Annotated in this window: 14 protein-coding genes and 1 pseudogene; 5 read left to right on the forward strand and 10 right to left on the reverse strand. The window is 51.1% G+C overall.

The annotated features are described in order from the left end of the window. Positions 1-136: 136 nt before the first annotated feature. Positions 137-1,693: a serine hydrolase domain-containing protein gene (locus tag KK083_RS25465; RefSeq protein ID WP_254168743.1), complete on the forward strand. Its 1,557-nt coding sequence runs from the start codon at positions 137-139 to the stop codon at positions 1,691-1,693. 111 nt (positions 1,694-1,804) lie between these two features. On the opposite strand, the gene KK083_RS25470 is transcribed toward KK083_RS25465, so the two are convergent. From KK083_RS25470 to KK083_RS25490, 5 genes are all read right to left on the reverse strand, one after another. After that, positions 1,805-2,917, reverse strand: a complete 1,113-nt coding sequence (locus tag KK083_RS25470) for a DUF4249 domain-containing protein (protein WP_254168744.1) — start codon at positions 2,915-2,917, stop codon at positions 1,805-1,807. A 13-nt stretch (positions 2,918-2,930) separates the two neighbouring features. Beyond that, a complete protein-coding gene (locus tag KK083_RS25475) occupies positions 2,931-5,267 on the reverse strand; it encodes a hypothetical protein (RefSeq protein ID WP_254168745.1) in 2,337 nt (778 codons plus the stop codon). Continuing rightward, positions 5,264-6,370, reverse strand: coding sequence for a DUF4249 domain-containing protein (locus KK083_RS25480; protein ID WP_254168746.1), 1,107 nt, complete (start codon positions 6,368-6,370; stop codon positions 5,264-5,266). The genes KK083_RS25475 and KK083_RS25480 overlap by 4 nt, the downstream gene beginning before the upstream one ends. A gap of 2 nt (positions 6,371-6,372) precedes the next feature. Beyond that, positions 6,373-9,090, reverse strand: coding sequence for a TonB-dependent receptor (locus KK083_RS25485; RefSeq protein ID WP_254168747.1), 2,718 nt, complete (start codon positions 9,088-9,090; stop codon positions 6,373-6,375). Between the two features lie 216 nt (positions 9,091-9,306). Continuing rightward, complete coding sequence (locus KK083_RS25490; RefSeq protein WP_254168748.1) at positions 9,307-9,936, reverse strand: carboxypeptidase-like regulatory domain-containing protein; 630 nt, start codon at positions 9,934-9,936, stop codon at positions 9,307-9,309. Between the two features lie 88 nt (positions 9,937-10,024). On the opposite strand from KK083_RS25490, the gene KK083_RS25495 reads away from it, so the two are divergent. From KK083_RS25495 to KK083_RS25510, 4 genes are all read left to right on the forward strand, one after another. Beyond that, positions 10,025-10,411 carry an ArsR/SmtB family transcription factor gene (locus KK083_RS25495; RefSeq protein ID WP_254168749.1) on the forward strand — a complete coding sequence of 129 codons (387 nt, stop codon included), beginning with the start codon at positions 10,025-10,027 and terminating at the stop codon, positions 10,409-10,411. 27 nt (positions 10,412-10,438) lie between these two features. Then, positions 10,439-11,134: a YjjG family noncanonical pyrimidine nucleotidase gene (locus KK083_RS25500; protein ID WP_254168750.1), complete on the forward strand. Its 696-nt coding sequence runs from the start codon at positions 10,439-10,441 to the stop codon at positions 11,132-11,134. Between the two features lie 92 nt (positions 11,135-11,226). Then, positions 11,227-12,858: an L-glutamate gamma-semialdehyde dehydrogenase gene (pruA, locus tag KK083_RS25505; RefSeq protein WP_254168752.1), complete on the forward strand. Its 1,632-nt coding sequence runs from the start codon at positions 11,227-11,229 to the stop codon at positions 12,856-12,858. Between the two features lie 581 nt (positions 12,859-13,439). Then, positions 13,440-15,299 (forward strand): GAF and PAS domain-containing protein, encoded by a 1,860-nt coding sequence (locus tag KK083_RS25510; RefSeq protein WP_254168754.1) that lies wholly within the window; start codon positions 13,440-13,442, stop codon positions 15,297-15,299. A 100-nt stretch (positions 15,300-15,399) separates the two neighbouring features. Here KK083_RS25510 and creD read toward each other — a convergent pair whose 3' ends face one another. The 5 genes and pseudogenes from creD to KK083_RS25535 form a co-directional block, all read right to left on the reverse strand. Next, entirely contained in the window at positions 15,400-16,833 is a 1,434-nt protein-coding gene (creD, locus tag KK083_RS25515) for a cell envelope integrity protein CreD (RefSeq protein WP_254168756.1), read from the reverse strand. Positions 16,834-16,857: 24 nt separating this feature from the next. Further along, positions 16,858-18,279 (reverse strand): B12-binding domain-containing radical SAM protein, encoded by a 1,422-nt coding sequence (locus tag KK083_RS25520; protein ID WP_254168758.1) that lies wholly within the window; start codon positions 18,277-18,279, stop codon positions 16,858-16,860. Continuing rightward, a complete protein-coding gene (locus KK083_RS25525; RefSeq protein ID WP_254168760.1) occupies positions 18,276-18,740 on the reverse strand; it encodes a hypothetical protein in 465 nt (154 codons plus the stop codon). The genes KK083_RS25520 and KK083_RS25525 overlap by 4 nt, the downstream gene beginning before the upstream one ends. A 42-nt stretch (positions 18,741-18,782) precedes the next feature. Continuing rightward, positions 18,783-19,082, reverse strand: coding sequence for a winged helix-turn-helix domain-containing protein (locus KK083_RS25530; protein WP_254168762.1), 300 nt, complete (start codon positions 19,080-19,082; stop codon positions 18,783-18,785). Continuing rightward, positions 19,079-19,261: pseudogene (locus KK083_RS25535) on the reverse strand (hypothetical protein); the annotation flags it as partial. The gene KK083_RS25530 and the pseudogene KK083_RS25535, both read right to left, overlap by 4 nt.

Below are 19,261 nucleotides of genomic sequence, written 5' to 3' on the forward strand. Positions count from 1 at the left end.
CGAAGGAAGATTAATGAATAATACACCAGACGTCCATGGACTATCGACCATGGACCATGGACCCTTCGTCAGGACATTATTATAAAACGATTGACAACCTGGATTAAAAACGAATATCACAATAAAAATTTCAGCGATGAACAGCACGAGACGCGATTTTCTTAAGACAACCGGCGCAGCGGCGATCGGGATTGGATTGTTGCCTGCGTTTGCCGGGCGGATGTCGGATGTTTTTGCACCTGCGGGTCTGGCACGTATGAGTCCGGAATCTCAGGGTGTTTCTTCCGCGGCCATCAGCAAATTCATCAACGCGGCCAACGCCTCTGGCTTGCAGTGGCATGGGTTCATGCTGCTGCGTCATGGTAACGTGATCGCCGAAGGCTGGTGGAAACCTTTTGACTTCCAGTATCGACATACGTTGTACTCGCTGAGCAAAAGTTTTACAAGCACCGCCATCGGACTGCTGGTGAAAGAGGGAAAATTAAAAGTTGACGAACCGGTGATCTCGCTGTTCCCGGAAGACCTGCCCGTGGAGGTCAGCGACAACCTGAAGCAGATGAAAGTAAAACACCTGCTAACGATGAACACCGGTCACGGCGAAGATACCACGGGAAAGATGCGGGAAGGCACTGCCCCCTGGACGAAGACCTTTCTTTCGCTGCCCGTGGAACACGCTCCTGGTTCGCATTTTTTGTACAACACAGGCGCCACGTACATGCTGGGCGCAATCGTTCATAAAGTAAGCGGGCAAGACGTGGAAACATTTTTGTCGTCACGTTTATTCAAGCCCCTGGGTATTACCGGGTATGACTGGGAAAAATCGCCGCAGGGTTTGAGCGTGGCAGGGTGGGGGTTGCGCATTACCACTGAGGACATTGCCAAGTTCGGGCAGCTGTATCTGCAGAAAGGAAAATGGAACGACAAAACGATCCTGACTGAAAGCTGGGTGAATGAAGCCACCAGCGCGCAGACCACCTCCAATCCAGGCGATGGTGACTGGAGCCAGGGATACGGCTACCAGTTCTGGCGCTGCAAGCCCGGTTTCTTCAGGGGCGACGGCGCCTTTGGACAATACTGCATTGTGATGCCGCAATACGACGCGGTGCTGGCCGTGAACAGCGAGAGCTGGGATATGCAGAAGCAGATGACCATTGCGTGGGAGACACTGTTGCCCGCCATGCAGGCTTCCGCGTTGCCTGAAAGCGCCACTGACCAGCAGCAATTGAAACAGGATCTCGCCAACCTCAGTCTGCCCGTTGTGAAAGGTTCAGTCACCTCGGCGCTGGCGAAGAAGTACAATGGCGCCGAGATCAAGTTCGGCAACAATGAGTTCGGGGTTACCTCCATGCAATTGAAGTTTTCTGATGACGGATGTACCTGGACCGCAAAGACGGCAAAGGGCGCTCAGGTGATCAAAACCGGATGGGAGAAGTGGGCCACGAACAAAGAAAGTATGAAGTATCTCTTCAGCGTGGGCAACCGGAATCCCGTACCCTCCAAGGTAGCCGCGACTGCTACCTGGATCAACGAGAACACACTGCAGCTAAACCTCAGGTTTATAGAAGCGATCCACGGCGACAAGATCACCTGTGTATTCGATGGCAATAAAGTTTCCGTTTCTTTCCTGAACAGCGTCTCCGAGAATACTAAGAATAATACCGAGAAGAGGGGAACGCTTGAGGGAACGGTTTAGTTGGTAATCGGTGACCGGTAATCGGTAATCAGGTGATCAGTGATCGGTAATCAGTAAAATCGGTAATAACTCTCAAGACAGGTTACCGAATACCGGTACCATTTTACCGGTTTAAGGCCAGTAAGCAGGTTTGTCGGTGGCGTTTGGAAAGATCGCTTTGCAGGCGTTTACATTACCTGTTTCGGGTGTAAACGCGTAAGGGATGAGGGCGCGGTCTATAAAAACCGACTTTCGCGTGATGCCACACACGGCGAAGATGCCCAGTACTTCATCACTCTTTCCATCAGCCGTAACGATGTTGCCGCGTACTTTCACAGCGCTGGGTTGAAAGATACTGCCTGATGACTCCTGAAGGGTTTTAACCAGCTTCCAGAAATTATAGACTTCCGTAGAGAGGCTGAGCTGCTCGATCTCCACATGGTAAAGATTGATCATGCGCACAGATGTAACAGGTATCTTATGAAGCAACACGTTTTTATACTCGGCGTGCTGTGTGAACTGTGTATTGGAGAGCAGTATTGAATTGTTGTATTCGGTGGGCCAGCATTCACAACAGGTGCAGTCTCCTATTTTCAACAGCTCATCAAAATAGTTGATGTGGCCACTGCACGGTAACGGGTCGGGGATGCGCTCATCGTTGAGGGTTTCATAGTAGCGCAGCTCCGGGTAGGTGCGGGCATGGAACGTTCCCTTGAACCGCCACCGCAGATGGCCTGTGCTTGTCGTGGCGGCCTTCGCGTCTACTGACACGTTGATGGCATCCTGCTTTTCGGAGCCGTCACTCTGATAAACGATGGCGTCGTCTTCGAACTCGGTGTAGATGTTGTCGATAGAACCTGCATCGGTCAGCACCTGCGGTTCGGATCTGTATTCTTTCTGCGTACTGGTAATGATGCGTACGGCGTAAGTTTTGCCCACCTGCGCCTGCCAGTTGTTATAGGTCTGGTACACGCCGCCGCCAGCCTGGTAGAGGTCCCTGACAATGGTACCATCTTCGACGATCGAGACCTTGGCATCCGTGACGGGCACGGCATCGCTGGAAAGCGCATCCGTGCTCACGGTGTGCGAGATCTTAACGGTATAAGGTCCTGGCTCATTGGTTACCATGCCGTCTACCACCAGCTTGTTTAAATTTGAAACAGCGGCTATCTCGAGCGGCTCGATACATCCATCGATCAGCACCATCAACATTGGTATTGCGATCCGAAGAACCTTTGTGCCCATGATCTGAAATATTTTATCTCACCACTTTAAAATACCGGTACGTCTCAAAGGGTACTCCGTCTTCAGTAATACCCGAGACCTTGACGGTATAAGTTCCTGTTCCGTCTGCCGTATAAAACTCAACCGGTGTCTCTTTCGTAGCATAAACGCTGATGCCCGGCTCCCAGTGCAGGGTAGACCGGAGATCGGGTACCCGCTTATCGGAGTCGCCCTGGTGTTGTTTTGTTTTGAAGCGCAACGGTGAGTCTATGCCTTTGATGTTAAGTGAACCTTTTCTCCTGAGCGCTTCCTGGTGAACTTCCGGCGCGCCCGTGGTGATGACAAGGATCCCGTTCTTGCCAAGTATGCCGTACCGTACAAGGGTATTCTTGTCGTGGATCACACCGATGCTCCTGATCATGGAGGGGTTCATGGCCATTAGATAATCGATGCTGTCGGTCAGTACCCCATCGATCACCAGCAGCGGCGATCCCGATGCGAACATAGAAGTACCTTTGATGAAGACACGGATGTCGTCTTTGCCCTGTACTTTTTTCGACTTCACCATGGTGACCGCTTCGCTCAGTATTTCGGCAACGGAAGCAAACTCTTTGAATCGTCCGAGCTCCACCGTGAAATCCGTATCAATGTAATCCTCTGCAATGTCTTCATTTTCTATTACGCGTTGCTCCGAACCTTCATTGCGTTTTTTCTCGTAGTAAGAAAATGATTTGAGGATAGGCACTTTCACCTTCATAAAAGCATGATAAGCGTCATTCTCCGTGCTCTTCATTTTAATAGCGGTATTCCCCATCACAAACGACGGCTCTTCTATGGTGAGCTTGGTATTTTTGATGGTGGTGTTCCTGTAGGTTACGCCGTACAACGCCTGGTCATCGCTGAAGTTTTTAAAGAGTGGAAAATAGAATGCTCCGTTGTTCCGTGTGTAAACGCCATAGATGAAATCGTTCTGGTTGAGCCAGAAGGTGATGAGCGTGGAGTCTTTCGCCGGTTTGCCCTCCTCATCGGTGAGGTGTCCTTTGAGGAAAAGGGCGTTGGAAGTTTTTGGGACCCCTGGTGTTATGGCAAGCATTTGTTGCCAGGTCATTTTGTTCCATTTGGCAGCGATCAGCACATCGTTGATCTCCTGTGAAGAATAGTCGATGTTAGAGAGCGCCTGTGGCAGGGAAAGGTCGCTGTTGAAAAAAACATGGTTGAAGAAGCTCGTGCCTGGCGCTGTATCTTTGAAAAAGTCGTTCCGGTAAACGGTAACGGAAGCGTTGCCCGTATGCAGCGCATTCTCCGTGGAAGAAAGCCTGATGTCTACCGTTACCTTCTCACGGGTGCTGTATTGTTCTTTGTCGAACTGTACATCGATCGCGGGTTTTGACGGCTCGAGAAAAATGAAACGTTCCGCGAGCACATCGCCATCCGCAGTAAACAATGTCAGCCGCGCGGTGCCATAGGTGCACAGCTTGCTGGCGAGGGACACCGACATTTTCGTATTTCTTTTGAAGGAAACCGGTGCGGCGAAACAGATCTGGTCATGCACGTTCATCACCAGGTACAGCTCGGCATCGCGCATGGTGGAGTTCTCCCTGACCTGCAGCGACGCCGTTAACCCTTCCGCATCATTCCCGGAAACCGTCATCACAACGCCATCTTTTTTTGGAGCTTCCAGCGGGAGCCTGTTGCCTTTATATTCTACGGTGTATTGTTTGCCTGCTTCGGGTACGAAAGAGAATTTTCCCCATCCGTGGTCTGTGGCCCGGAACGAAACGATCCTGTTACCATCAGCACTCACATACGCTTCGTCCGAAGCATTCATGCCACTCACGGCTACGGTATTGGAAAGCCCCTCGATCAGCGCGCCGCCTTCGGCAAAGAACTGTAAGGGTGTATTTTTCTCATCTTTCAGCGATTTCTCGCCTGTGATAACAAAAGAGCGCTGAAAGTAAGCAGGTGTTGATGTTTTGTCGGATTCACCGCCATCGATGAAAGCAACCAGTGAATAGTCTCCACCCGGAAGGTCTGCAGGAAAGATGAGCTGGCTGAGTCCCTTTCCGTTTTGCACGAATGTTTTGTTTCGCAAAATGCCCTGTTGCTCCGCATTCACCAGCATGACGTTGATCACGTATTTTCCTTGGGTAAGGAGCCGGCCTGTGGGGGTGAGCACATAAGTTTTAAAAAAGGCTGTATCACCCGGGCTGTATTTCGGCTGATTGAAATCGACGTAGATCTTCAGCGGAGCGTGATAGCGGTAATAGAGCGATAACTGTTGCTGGAGCCGCACGGGGAATTCGGTTTTGCTTGTAAAAGCAACGCCAGACAGGCAAAGCAATAGCATCAGATAAAGATGGAATTTTTTCATGGCCAGTAAGCGGGTTTATCCGTTGCATTTGAGAATACCTCCTTGCACGGGTGGATAATGGCTTCAGCTAAGGGGTTGAGCGAGGTGCGCACAACAGACGGATCGACATACACGGCTTTTCTGGTGATGCCACAAACGGCAAAAACACCCAGCACTTCTTCCTTGTCATCGGTGTCATAAAGATTTCCCCTCACCCTCACCGCACTGGGTTGAAAAATGCTGCCGGCTGATTCCTGCTGGATCTTCACCAGTTTCCAATAGTGATACAATTCAGGTGAAAGGCTGAGCTGTTCTACCTCCGCCCTGTAGAGGTTCATAAACCTGAGGGAATTGACGGGAATTTTGTGAACCGACACTTTTTTATATGTTGCATCTTTCACGATCTGGGTATTAGACAGAACAACCTCGCTGCCCAATTCCGTAGGCCAGCATTCACAGCAATTGCATGGACCGATCTTGCTAAGCCCTCCCGGACCGCCGATGTATCCGCTGCACGGCCACGGCTTGGGTATGCGCTCGCCGGTGTCATTGTTTACCGTATAGTACAGCTCAGGGTACGTGCGGGCATGGTAGACTCCCTTGAACCGCCACCGCAGGTTACCGGCATCAGGGGTCGCGGCTTTGGCGTCAACCAGTATATTGATGGCATCCATTTTCCCGGATCCATCGTCGTTAAAGGTAAAGCCGTCTTCTTCAAACTCGGTATAGATGTGATCGATCGAACCTGCCGATATGAGGGTCTGCGGAACTGACCGAAATTCTTTGTCCGCGCCGGTGATGATCCTTACTTCGTAGGTATTGCCCTCCTGTGCCTGCCAGGTGGCGCTGGTCTGGTATACGCCGTTACCGGTTTCATACAACGGCCTTACTATACTACCATTTTCAACGATGGTGATCGTAGCGCCGCGAACGGGCGGGGCGTCCTGGGAGAATTTATCGGTGCTGCCGGAGTACGTGAGCTTCACCGTATATGGCCCGGGCTCGTTGGTAACCAGTCCGTCTACCACGATCTTGGATAACACGGCCGGCGTAATGTTCAGCGGCTCGATGCATCCATCCGACAGTAACAAGAGAAGGGGTATGATGATTCTCAGTAACTTCATGTTCAAAATTTAAACTGGTACGTGAGCGATGGTACGGCGGTTCCGATCAACGACAACTGATAAGGCTTTAACAACATTCCCGACTGGCTTACGAAAAACACCGAGTACGGATTTTTGCGGCCATATACGTTGTAGATCGAAAGCACCCACGTACTTTCAAATAACCTGTTCTTTTTTCTCGATCCTTCCAACACAAAGGCCACGTCCATCCGGTGGTAGTCAGCAAGCCTGTAGTTATTCCTGGCCGTAAAATCCATGATCATGTTGCCATCCGTTGAGTAGGCAGAAACGGGGATCGACACCGGCCTTCCTGTGTGATACGTGAAGGTTCCTGTGAAGAAGATCCTGCGGGTGATGTTGTAACGCCAGTTGGCATTGAATACGTTCGGTTGGTCAAAGTTGGAAGGATACCAGCTTCCGTTGTTTACAGTTTCAACGTCGAAAGGTCCTTCAACTTTCCGTTTGGATCTTGCATAAGCGTAATTGAACCCGCCCGTGAGCCTTCCCTTGAGCTTATTCACCGTCAGCTCCGCTCCATATGCCCTGGCTTTTCCATTGAGCAGCGCCGTTTCCAGCTGCGGATTCAGGATCAGGTTGGCGCCGTCTTTGAACTCCAGGATGTTGGCCTGCATCTTGTAATACACTTCAAAGGCAAAGTCGTAAACATTGGATTTGGAATTTCTGAAATACCCAACGGAGAACTGGTCCGATCTCACGGGTTTGAAGTAGGTGTTGCTGGCCTGCCAGATGTCTACGGGGGTAATGGTTGCAGAATTGGTAATAAGGTGCACGTACTGATGCATGCGGTTGTAACCGATCTTCAGGGCCGACTGAAGGTCAAGCGTGATGTTGGCGGCAAGCCGGGGCTCGGGCCTGATATAAGTTTTGATGAATTGTCCCGCGCTGTAGGAGGTGGTGTCTGTGGTGTATTCCGGTTCCCGTGGCAGGTCCGGCAGGTAGTGGTATACGTTGCCTGCGCCGAGGCGGTTATAAATGGAAAGCCTGAGCCCTGCTTCGATCTGTACATTACTTCTCCAGTTATAGCTATCGTTGAAATAGAGCGCGGATTCGATGGCAGTTTCGCGTGGCACTGACGCAGGCTTGATCTGTGATTCCTCCGAAGTAGGCGTGATGGTGCCGGGTCTGAACTGGTAATAGGTGGAGTGAAATCCGAAAGACTGTTTGTGCAGGATGCCGTTCCGGTTCACATCGATCTTCAGGGAGGGATATATGACTCCGAAATTAAGATCGAAAGCCTGAACCGGATCATCTTCACTCACCTGGTATCCGTATTGTCCCCAATGCAGCGCGGCCGTATAGAACCACGCATCGTTCACTGTTTTATCGTAACGTACGGTGGCTGCGATGTTCTGCCACTGGTTCACGGTGTCGTTGGCGATTGAAAAACGATCCATGCTGGTGTAGCCGGATACGGTGAGCTTGCTGTGCTTGTCGAGCTTGTGCGCATACTTGATGTTGGCATCGTAAAAGAAAATGGAGCCTTCGCTGATTCCCCTGTACCGGGTTTCCAACTGGTTCAGGATCCAGTCTGAGTAAGACGACCTTACCGAGAAGGCGAGCGAGCTCGTATCTTTTTTGAGGGGGCCATCCAGCACAAGCTCACTCGATACCAGTCCCAATCCTCCTTTACCATGCCACTTGTTGAAATCGCCTTCCTTCGAGGTGATGTTCAATACCGAAGACGTACGTCCGCCGAACTCTGCCGGCACGCTTCCCTTGTAGAAGGCAGATTCCTGTAAAGCATCTGAGTTGAAAGCAGTGAAGAACCCGAGTGCGTGCGATGTGTTGAAGATGGGCGTACCATCAAAGAGCACCAGGTTCTGGTCGGTAGAGCCACCCCTCACATTAAATCCCTGCGCGGCTTCACTGGCCGTGGTAACACCGCTCTGCATCTGGATCTGCTTGATCACATCGGCTTCACCTAAAAATGAAGGTGCCCGTTGCAGCTCTGTTAACTTAAGCTTCGACTGGCCGATGCCTGTATTCAAAATGTTCTGGTCACTGATCACGATCTCTTCCAGCAGGGTAGGCTCAATGATCATCTGCACCTTGAGCTCGCCATTGCCATAAGCCATCACATTCAGCACCTTTTCTTCGTAGTTGACAGACCGCAGGGTGAACAGGTATTCTCCCGCCGGCAGCACCAGGTTGAATTTACCGGCGGCATCCGTTGCAAGCCCGCGGTTGAGCTCGTGAACATAGATCGTTACGCCAGCCAACGGGGCTTTGTTGTCTTCATCGCTCACCAGGCCCTGGATGGTTACTCTTTTGCCTGGCTGATAAGTGTTCTTATTGCCCACCGTGACCCGGTCTATCTTCTTTCGTTCAGCGGTAGCCTTTTTGATCAATGCGTCCCTTTGCTGTGAGTGCGCGGGATTTTTAAAGAAGACCACGGCATAATTGTAGATCACCACAAAGTCGACTCCCGAACCTTCCAGCAGGGTGCCCAGCGTTGTGCGTAACGACACACGGTCTGTGCTTTCGGGCATGCGAAACGGCTCGAGCCATTCGTCAAGGTAATAGAACCGGAGGGTGCTCTTCTGCTCAACGGATGCAAGGAACTCTGTTAATGCCTGATCGGGTGTAGGCTGCTGGAATGTTGAATCTAAGATATCCTGGGCATGGGAGGCTGAAACTGCAAGGAGTAAGAGCAAGTAAAAAAGCAAAATGCGTTTGCTTCCCAGGAATAATAGCTTCACAGGTCTTTAGGTTAATGATCTTAATAGACGGCGATATTGCGAAAAGAGTTACACAATCGGTATACCGCTTGTCAAAATACGCTTTTTATGCGGGTAGTCCCGTATAGGGTTTCGGTTGCATAGGAGAACCACTTCGCGCCGGGAAAGTTGGAATGTGTGCCTTGATTTTTTAAATGTCCGGAAACGGGCTCCCGGAAAAATTTTAAACCGTGAAGGCTATTTTTTCTTTTTCAGTCCGTTGAAGAATTTCACCCAGTTGAACGGGTTGAGGAACGGGTTGGTAACGGGCATGAACTTGTCGTTCTGCGAAGCTGCCCACTGGTTCAGGGCGTAACGCTGATTCAGCGGTCCATCCATCGGCGTGGTTTTCAGGATCAGCGCCAGGAGCTCGGCATTGAGGTTCTTTTCGTCTATGGTATTGTCTGGTGGCAGGTTCAGGGCCAGCACGGCTTCCTTGAACACTTCTTCCGTTGGATAGGGGAGGATCACGATCTCTTTCAGGTACGTTACATCTTCTACCATGGGAACGATGATGGTGAAGAATTCGGTGGCGGTAGCCGGTACAATGTAATGCTGGCGCTTATAACCTACCGAGCTGATGATAATGCTATCGCCCACCAGCACGGGCAGGGAAAAGAAACCTACGGCGTTGGTGGTCACGCCACGGCCTGCTTTGGGGATGTAGACGTGTACACCGGGCAGGGGGCCTGAAACGGTATCCATCACGATACCCGAAAGCTGGATCACACGCTTTTGCTGCTGCGCTTCTGCGTGTTGTGAAAACGATAAACAGCAGGCGAGTGCCAGTACTGTTGCTGCGAGAAATTTGTTGTTTAAGACGTTCACGGCTCCACCATTTAAACCCATCAAATATAAAAATAAGGTCGTTGCCAGCCTAATTTATAACTTTGACCCCATAAATTTAAGATGCTGAATGCGCCTAAAAAGTTTCAATTTAACGCTGGGATCGCAGATTTTTAAGGCATGCGCCGATGAATCCCGGCTTCGTATCCTGCACCTCATTTTTATGAACGGCGAAATGACCATCTCCGACGTGGAAAAAATACTGGATTTTACCCAGGCCAAGTCCTCACGGCACCTGATCTACCTGAAGAACTCGGGCATTTTAACCTTCCGGCGATACAATCACTGGGTGTTTTACCAGATAAAAGACGAGGTTTATGAAATTCTTAAGCAGATTTTTCAGTTTTTAAAAAAAGATCAGCAATTGCAGCAAGACCAGCAGGTTTACCAGACCTTGCACTCCAACCGGGAACTGGCCGTGAATAAGGTTCAGCGCGAGGTGTGGCAAAAAAAATGATCAGACAGATATCCGGGCAGATTCAGCATGCGACCATATAAATGTATTTTTTTCGATCTCGATCACACCTTATGGGATTATGAGACCAACAGTTGTACCACCCTCCGCGAGCTCTACGCCAGTTTCGGTCTTCAGGGCCTGGGCCTGACCGACTGCAGCAGCTTTGAGCAGCAATTCAAACGCGTAAATCTTCAGCTTTGGGACCTTTATGACCGCGGCATTATCGGCAGTGAAGTGATCCGACAGCAACGGTTCAAACAGATCCTGGAACATTTCAGCATCACCGATGACAAGCTCATTGCCGACCTGTCTGTTGCCTACATGGACAGCTGTCCCAAAAAAGGCACGCTGCTTCCGCATGCCCTCGAAACCCTGCACTACCTTTCGGAGCGTTATTCCATGACGGTGGTTACAAACGGTTTCGAGGAGGTGCAGCACATCAAGATGACAGCCGGCAACCTGCATCCGTTCTTCGCGCATATCGTTACGTCGCAGAAGGCAGGATGTAAAAAACCTTCCCGCGGAATCTTTGAGTATGCCCTGAAGGCCAACAATGTTTTGCCGAACGAAGCGATCATGATCGGCGATAACCTGGTGACGGATATTGGCGGCGCGCAGAACGCTTCAATCGATTCCGTATTTTTCAATCCTGAGAAGATTGTACACGAAGTTGCCGTGAAGCATGAGATCACCAGTTTGGCGGAGCTTCAGAACATTCTTTGATTTATTACATTTGTGCCTGCGACCGGCGATCAGCCCGCGGGTGCAACACTGAATAGCGAACTCTAATAACTCACAATTAACCAATAACAACGATGCCGAAAGGATTTTATAATGTTCCTGCCCCGAAAAACGAGCCGGTGCTCAGCTATGCTCCGGGCAGCAAGGAACGTCAGCTATTAAAGAAAGCGTTGGCCGATGCGCGTGCCGTGGAACTGGATATTCCGATGTACATCGGTGCTGAAGAAGTGCGCTCAGGCAAGAAAAAGAAATTGTCGCCGCCCCATGATCATCAGCACGTGCTGGGATATTTTCATGAAGGCGATAAATCACACGTTGAGCAGGCGGTGCAGGCTGCCCTCAACGCCAGGGAGCTGTGGGTGAACCTGGGCTGGGAGCACAGGGCCGCGATCTTTTTGAAAGCCGCCGATCTTCTCGCAGGACCTTACCGCTACAAGATCAACGCCGCCACCATGCTGGGCCAGTCGAAAAATGCCTTTCAGGCCGAGATCGATTCAGCATGCGAGCTGATCGACTTCCTGCGCTTCAACGTGCACTTCATGTCGCAGATCTACCATGACCAGCCGGAGTCTTCTCCCGGTGTATGGAACCGCATCGAGTACCGTGCCCTGGAAGGATTTACTTTCGCGCTCACACCTTTCAACTTCACTGCCATCGCCGGCAACCTTCCCACCAGCATGGCCATGATGGGCAACACTGTAGTGTGGAAACCAGCCAATACACAGATCTATGCTGCCAACGTGATCATGCAGGTGCTGAAAGAAGCAGGCCTGCCCGACGGCGTGATCAACCTTATTTATGTGAGTGGCCCTGATGCCGGTGACGTGATCTTCAGCCACCGCGAGTTTGCAGGTCTCCACTTCACCGGAAGCACAGGCGTGTTCCAGGGCATGTGGAAGACCATCGGCCAGAACATTCAGCAGTACAGGTCCTATCCGCGCATCGTTGGTGAAACCGGCGGAAAAGATTTTGTGATGGTGCACAAGAGCGCTAACGCGAAAGAAGTTTCCACCGCGCTGTCGAGAGGTGCGTTTGAATACCAGGGACAGAAGTGCTCTGCAGCGTCACGTGCCTACATTCCTTCCAACCTCTGGGATGATGTAAAGAAATACATGCTGGAAGACCTGAAGAGCTTCAAGATGGGTGGAACGGAAGACTTCGGCAACTTCATCAATGCTGTGATCGACGAGAAGGCTTTCAATTCCATTACCGGCTACATCGAGAAAGCGCGCCAGAACCCGATGAACGAGATCATTGCCGGTGGAAAATATGATAAGTCGAAAGGATACTTCATCGAACCTACGGTGATCGTATCGAAAGACCCGTCGTCAGTGACCATGTGTGAGGAGATCTTCGGTCCGGTGCTCACCATTTACGTTTATCATTCAGAGAATTTTGAACAAACGCTGGAGCTCGTTGACAGCACATCGCCTTACGCGTTAACAGGTTCTATCTTTGCGAAAGACCGTTATGCCATCGAGCTTGCCGCGAAGAAGCTTACCAATGCCGCGGGCAATTTTTATATCAACGACAAGCCCACGGGAGCGGTGGTAGGTCAGCAACCTTTCGGCGGCGCACGCGGATCGGGCACCAACGACAAAGCCGGCGCCAAAGTGAACCTGCTGCGCTGGGTATCGCTGCGCACCGTGAAAGAGACGTTCGTACCCCCGGTTGATTACAGGTATCCGTTTTTGGATAAGGAGTAGGAGAGTCCCTGATCAAAGAGCGTGCGTTACGTGCCAGAAAATGCATCACTCGAGATCGATTTTCTATGGCACGTGAAATACCAAATACACAATAGCCACGGGTTGAAACCCGTGGCTATTGATATTAAACCCTTTCAGGGTTTCAAGGAGCGTGTACTACGTTCCTTCGGTTCGTGGAAGTATGAATAGCCGCCCGTTTCATCACTCCTGTTCTATAGTCATAGACACGCATCGAGGAGGAACGGCACACTAGTTTATGAATACGATAGGGGACATGCGGCACGTACGATATAAATCCGTGCGATGCCCGGTCATGGCGCATGATGCAGGCGCTATGACCAATGCGCATACATTACGCCTTTTTTGCAGGATGGCCATGACGAAATACCGTGTGCCGTGCACTGACCCGTGGATCGCTGTGGTCTACAACACAAGCTTGTTCAAAATACGGTCCTTCAAAAATGAACTACCCGGCGGTGGACTGTCGACTGTCGACCGTGGACTATCTTAAGGGAAACCCTACATCGTTACGTCTTTATCCGTAGAATGTCATATTTTACAGGTGTGTTAAATCAAAAAGGATGAGCCCAAAGAGTGTCCGGAGTAAGTTGTTGTTGCTGACGTTTTCCATTTTTCTTTTACTACTGATCAGTTTCGGTTATTTGCTGGTGCTGGTAAACCAGGGCAGCGCCGCCATCGAAGCGGTCTCTGCTCAATCGCCCAGCGAGGCGCTGACGGCCCTTGCCGAACGTACTGCCATGCTCCGCACAGGCATCGTGGTATCAGGACTGATCATCACCGCGTTTCTGCTGGCAGGAGGATTCTGGATCTTCAGGAGCCTGATGCGTTCGCTGGAGGCGCCAGGGAAATTGTTGAACAACCTCGTGCAGGGCGACACATCAATGTCCGTGAAACCCACGCAGGACGAGTTTGCCGGCATCATCCACGCCGCCAATCAGCTCGGCGAAAACCTCAAGCAGTCCAGCAACTTCGCGCAAAGCATCGGTGAAGGTAATTTCGACTTCGACTTCAAACCCGTAAGTGAGCAGGATATGCTTGGCAACTCACTGGTGCAGATGCGTGAAAAGCTGAAGAACATTGCCGAAACCGATAAGAAACGGAACTGGACCACCGAAGGCCTTGCCATGTTCAGCGAGCTCATCCGCAAAGGTGGCGACCAGAAAAAACTTTCAGACACCCTCATCAGCGAGCTGGTGAAGTACACCAAATCGAACCAGGGTGGCCTTTTCATTCTTAACCGCGACAATGAAAACGATCCTTACCTGGAGCTCATTGCCTGTTATGCTTACGATCGTAAAAAGTATCTGACAAAACGGATCGAGCTCGGCACGGGCATGCTGGGACAATGTTTCCTGGAAGGGCAGCCCGTGTTCCTCACCAAGATCCCTAAAGATTATGTTACCATCACCTCAGGACTGGGCAACAGCAATCCCAACTGTTTGTTGCTGATGCCGCTGAAGCTGAACGATGTTACAGAAGGAGTCATCGAGCTTGCGTCGTTCAAAAAATACGAGCCGCATGAGGTCGAGTTCGTGCAGCGGATCGGCGAGAGCATTGCTTCGGCCATCGCCAGCACCCGGGTGACAGAGCATACGCGCAGGATGCTGGCCGAGTCGCAACAACAGTCGGAAGAGATGCGCTCGCAGGAAGAGGAGATGCGCCAGAACATGGAAGAGATGCAGGCTACACAGGAGGCGATGGAGCGGCAGACCGCCGAGATCAAAAAGATGCAGGTGAACCTGGAGCTCGAAAAGAGCATGTTCAACGTGCTGATGGAGTTCCTGCCCGACCGCATCACCTACAAAGATACCGAGAGTCGCATCATGCGGATCAACAAAGCCAAGGCGCAACGCATCAACATGACGCCCGAAGAAGTGGTGGGCAAAACGGATTACGATTTCTTCTCGCGTGAGCACGCCGAAAAAGCGATGAGCGAAGAAAAGGCGCTGATCGACTCCGGCAAGCCACTGGTGGACATCGAAGAACGACTCGTATTCAACAACGGCGACACCGCCTGGGTTTCTACTTCACGCATCCCATTCAGGAATGAGCACAACCGTGTTACCGGTATGTTCATCATCACCAAAGATATTACCAAGCTCAAGATCGCAGAGCTTTCGCTCAAAGACCGTGAGAGCATCATTCAGCGTATATTCAAAACGTTGCCTGTGCTTCATTATAAGGTGGATAAAGACCGGAAGATCACCGACGCCTGGACAGGAGAAGGTGCTACTACGATTGAGCCGTCGTCTATTATTTCCAAAAACCTTCAGGAGACGTTTCCACAAGTATATCACCACCTTGAAGACGCTGGTTTCCCCGAACAGCAGTTGGTGTACGAAGACGACAAACTGACTCATTACATCTTCAACGACAGCGTTCATCCGGGAGCTTACTGGATCTTCGCGTTGAAGAAATAAAAGCAACAACCCTTTGAGGGTTTTTAACCACTCAAAGGGTTGATCAGGGGACGCCCTTCTGACTCCTGGCTTCTAGTTCTTACTCCTTACTCCTTAATTCTTACTCCTTTTCTAAAACCGGCTGTCCATACCAGCTCACCTTTCTCGAAAAATACATCAGCGTACCGATGATGAGGAACAATCCGATGCTTCCCAGCAGCAGCGAGAAATCCTGCTGAAGAATGATCACGTAGATGAAAGCGTAAAAAATGATCAGCAAGATGCTGAACAGTACGGCCATTCTCGTGCTTCTGAAAAACGTGCCGGAATAAGCGCTGATGAGCAGCACCGTTGCCAGCGATGAAATGATGTACGCAACATTGTAGCCCACATGCTCGGAGAAGCTCAGCAGCAGTGTGTAATAGATGGTCAGCGCCGCGCCGATCAGTATGTACTGGAAAGGGTGAATGCGGATCTTCTGTGTGATCTCCACCAGGAACAGCGCCATGAAGGTTAATAAAATGATGAGCACACCATATTTCGAGGTGCGGATGCTCTTCTGGTACTGGTCAACGGGAATGAGCAGCTTCACGCCAAAGTCTGCGCCGGTGAGCTCCTGGTTGTCGCCGGTCCATTGTTGGGAGAAGGGGCGGTTGAAATGCAGCACTTTCCACGAGGCAGCGAAGCCACTTTCCGTGATGGTCCTTTTGGCAGGAAGGAATTCTCCGGTGAAGCTGGGATTGTCCCACGTGCCGGTAAGCTCGACCGAAGTTGTTTTGCCTGCGGGAATGAAGTCCAGCCTTTTGCTGCCTTTCAGGTTCAGCCTGATGTTCACCTTTCCTGTAAAGCTCGCCGCATTCTGCCAGGCCAGCTTCGTCATGACGCCGTTGCTGAAGTGGTCTGGCGGCAGCGGTTTTTCGTAGCCGTTGTCAGTGTATACTTCCGGTGTGCCCGGGCGGTCTACACTCATACCGATGTTGTTGGAAGGTTCGGCGTTGAGCGGTTGATCTCCCGCCGTGAACACCGGGTTGTCGCTGATGCCCCTGAGGTCTCTGATGCCAAAAGCGAGGTAGGCATCTTTCCACTGTACCATTTCTTCGGGGATGGCGAGCGCTTTGAAGTCGGGCGTGGCGAAGGTTGCGTCCACTTTCAGCGATGATTCATAGACCACGGCGTCGAATATACCCCGGTGCAGCACCTGTGGATTCACGTTGCCGTTGATGGCGAGCTGGTCTGGCAGGAAGAAAGCTTTGTCGAGGCGCTCCGCGATCACTTTTCCGTCTTTGCCGTGGTCTATTACTTCCAGTTTCCTGAAAGGAATCACCAGCACGGGACCGGAGATGGTCTGGCTGCCCGACCATTTGTCGGCTACTTCGTCTATCACCTGGTCTGCACGCAGCTGGCGTTCATAGATCAGGTCTTCGATCCAGGCTGAAGGGATCAGCAGAATGAGAATGAGAAATCCGATCGAGAAAAGTTTCACCATAATAGACTCCTGGATCCACCGGTTGAAGCGCTCCAGAAGATTTAAAGTTTGTGTTTGTACCGTTTCCATATAGATTGTATTTGATGAGCGTTGCTACTGTGCTGTTGCCGTTTGTGCTGATGCGGGATAAACATGTTCCGTCGTTTTGTTCTTGCTTCCATTGACTTTGGAGAGCACTGATTCAAGTACGGGAAGCATGTTGTTGAGACTTTTTGTTTTGATGAGGAAGTTCCATACGGCTTCGAATTTTTTCCAACCTCCCGTATAGGCGAAATGTTTCAGCATGTGTTTGATCGAATCGTGTTTCAGGCTGGCGCGTGCGATGTTGCTCCAGGTATAGAACTCCTTGTAGGCCCAGTGGTATCCTGCTTCCAGGGCCTGCGGCGATATGTTCTCCGTTCTGTATACCACGTGGCGGGTATCGTACAGGTCCCAGTTGCTGGTGAGGATGCGTTTTTGCTTTTGCATGTCGGTATACAGTTGTGTGCCGGGGTAGGGCGTGAGGATGTGGTAGGTAGAAGTGGTGATGGCGTTTTCAATTCCCCATTCCACGGTTCTTTTGAAAACGTCCTGATCGTCTTCGTCCAGCCCGAACACAAAACTTCCGTTGATCATGATGCCCAGGCTGTGCAGGCGGTCTACGGCACGTTTGTAATCCTTCTGCAGGTTCTGCTTTTTGTTGCTTTGCTTGAGATTCTGGACTGAAAAGGTTTCGAAGCCCACAAAGAGACTTCGCAGTCCTGCCGCTGCGGCCTTTTCTACCAGGTTGCCGCGCAGAATAGAGTCTACGGTTGCGGCCGACTGGAAAACACGTTTCATACCTTTCATGCCTTCGAAGAGCGCTTCTGCAAAACGGGCGTTGCCGAGCAGATGATCGTCGAGAAAATAGAGGTGGCTTCCCGGCAGGCGATCGATCTCGGCCAACGCATCATCCACCTGCTGCGTGTAGAACGATTTGCCGCCTTCGAAAAAAGAATCCTTGTAACAGAAAGTGCAATGGTGCGGGCAGCCCCGTGTTACCACGATGGAGTTGGGCACCAGGTACAGGTGGCGTTTGATCAGGTCTCTTCGAATGGGCGGGATCCTGTCAAGCGATCTCACAGACGAGAAGTATCTTTTCTTCGGCGTTTTGTTTCTGAAGTCTTTCAGGAACTCCGGAAAGGTTTCTTCACCCGGTCCGAGGAAAATGGAGTCGGCATGCGGCGCGGCTTCTTCCGGCAGGGAGGTGACATGCAGACCACCCAATATCACGTAAGATCCTTTGGCGCGGTAATGATCGGCCATCGCGTAGGCGCGGTAAGCATTGGTGATGTATACCTGGATGATCACCAGGTCGGGGTTGTCGTCGAGCGTGATGGTTTCAACGTGTTGGTCCTGAAGGTCCACTTCATCGTCGGGTGAGAGGTAGGCTGCCAGTGTTGCCAGTCCCAGCGGAGGGAACAGCGAGTATTTGATGGGGCGCCAGAAAGGACTTTCCGCTTCCGCGAGCGCAGGCAGGATGAGCTTCACTTTCATATTTTTTCTGATGGATTTGTTGATGAAGGTATTGGGGCAAGGTCTCCGAAGATCAGCTTCCTGGCCACCACAATGAAGCTGATCTCTGCACCGATGATGTAGGGTGACAAAAAGACGATGATCTCTGTCCGCTCGTTCATGGGCACGTTGAAATACTGCGTGAAAAACAGCACCACCATCCAGCACACGAACAGTACGATGCCGATGCTGTAGGCCAGCCTGTACCACTTGTTGTGAAACATGTTCAGCAGGTAGAGTGCCGGCACCAGGAAGATGTTAGCGGTAAATGAAAATAACAGGCCCACCAGGAGGGTGACACCGAACATAGCAAGCGTAGACAGCGGCTCACGGCCTCCGGTGGCGAGCATATAGAGGCAATAGCTGACGGCAGCGATGATGTTCGTCCATACCCAGATAAGCAAAGACTTTACGGCGACAAAGGTGAAGGCTGGTTCGTTCATTTTAAAAGTACTTTTAAATTCAAAGTAAGTGGTTAAAAAAAATTATTTTTGTTGTTTTACCACTGCCTCCAGGGCATCGAGGTGTTTCCGGAAGGCAGTGCGTCCGCGTTCGGTGATCTTGTATTTGGTGTTCGGCTTGCGGTCTACAAACGATTTTGTGACGGAGATATACTTTTCCTTTTCCAGCGCCTTGATGTGTGAAGCGAGGTTGCCGTCAGTAACGCCCAGGGTCTCTTTCAACGTATTGAAGTCGAAGGCGCTATCGGTAACCAGCACAGACATGATCTGCAGTCGTGTGCGATGCTCCAGCATTTTATCAAGGTTTTCGAACGGATTCTTCACTTGTCGTACTTGTTATACATGATCGCTCCGTAGACAATGTGAAGCACGCCGAACCCCATGGCCCAGGCAAGGAGGCCGTAGCCGGGAAACAGCGCAGCAATGAGGCCGAGTGTAATTTCGCAATAGCCCAGGTAGCGGATCTCATCGTAGGTGTTGGAGCCTCCCTGGATGAGCGCTGA

This window comes from Chryseosolibacter histidinae (assembly GCF_018598225.1).
GTDB lineage: Bacteria > Bacteroidota > Bacteroidia > Cytophagales > Cyclobacteriaceae > Chryseosolibacter > Chryseosolibacter histidini.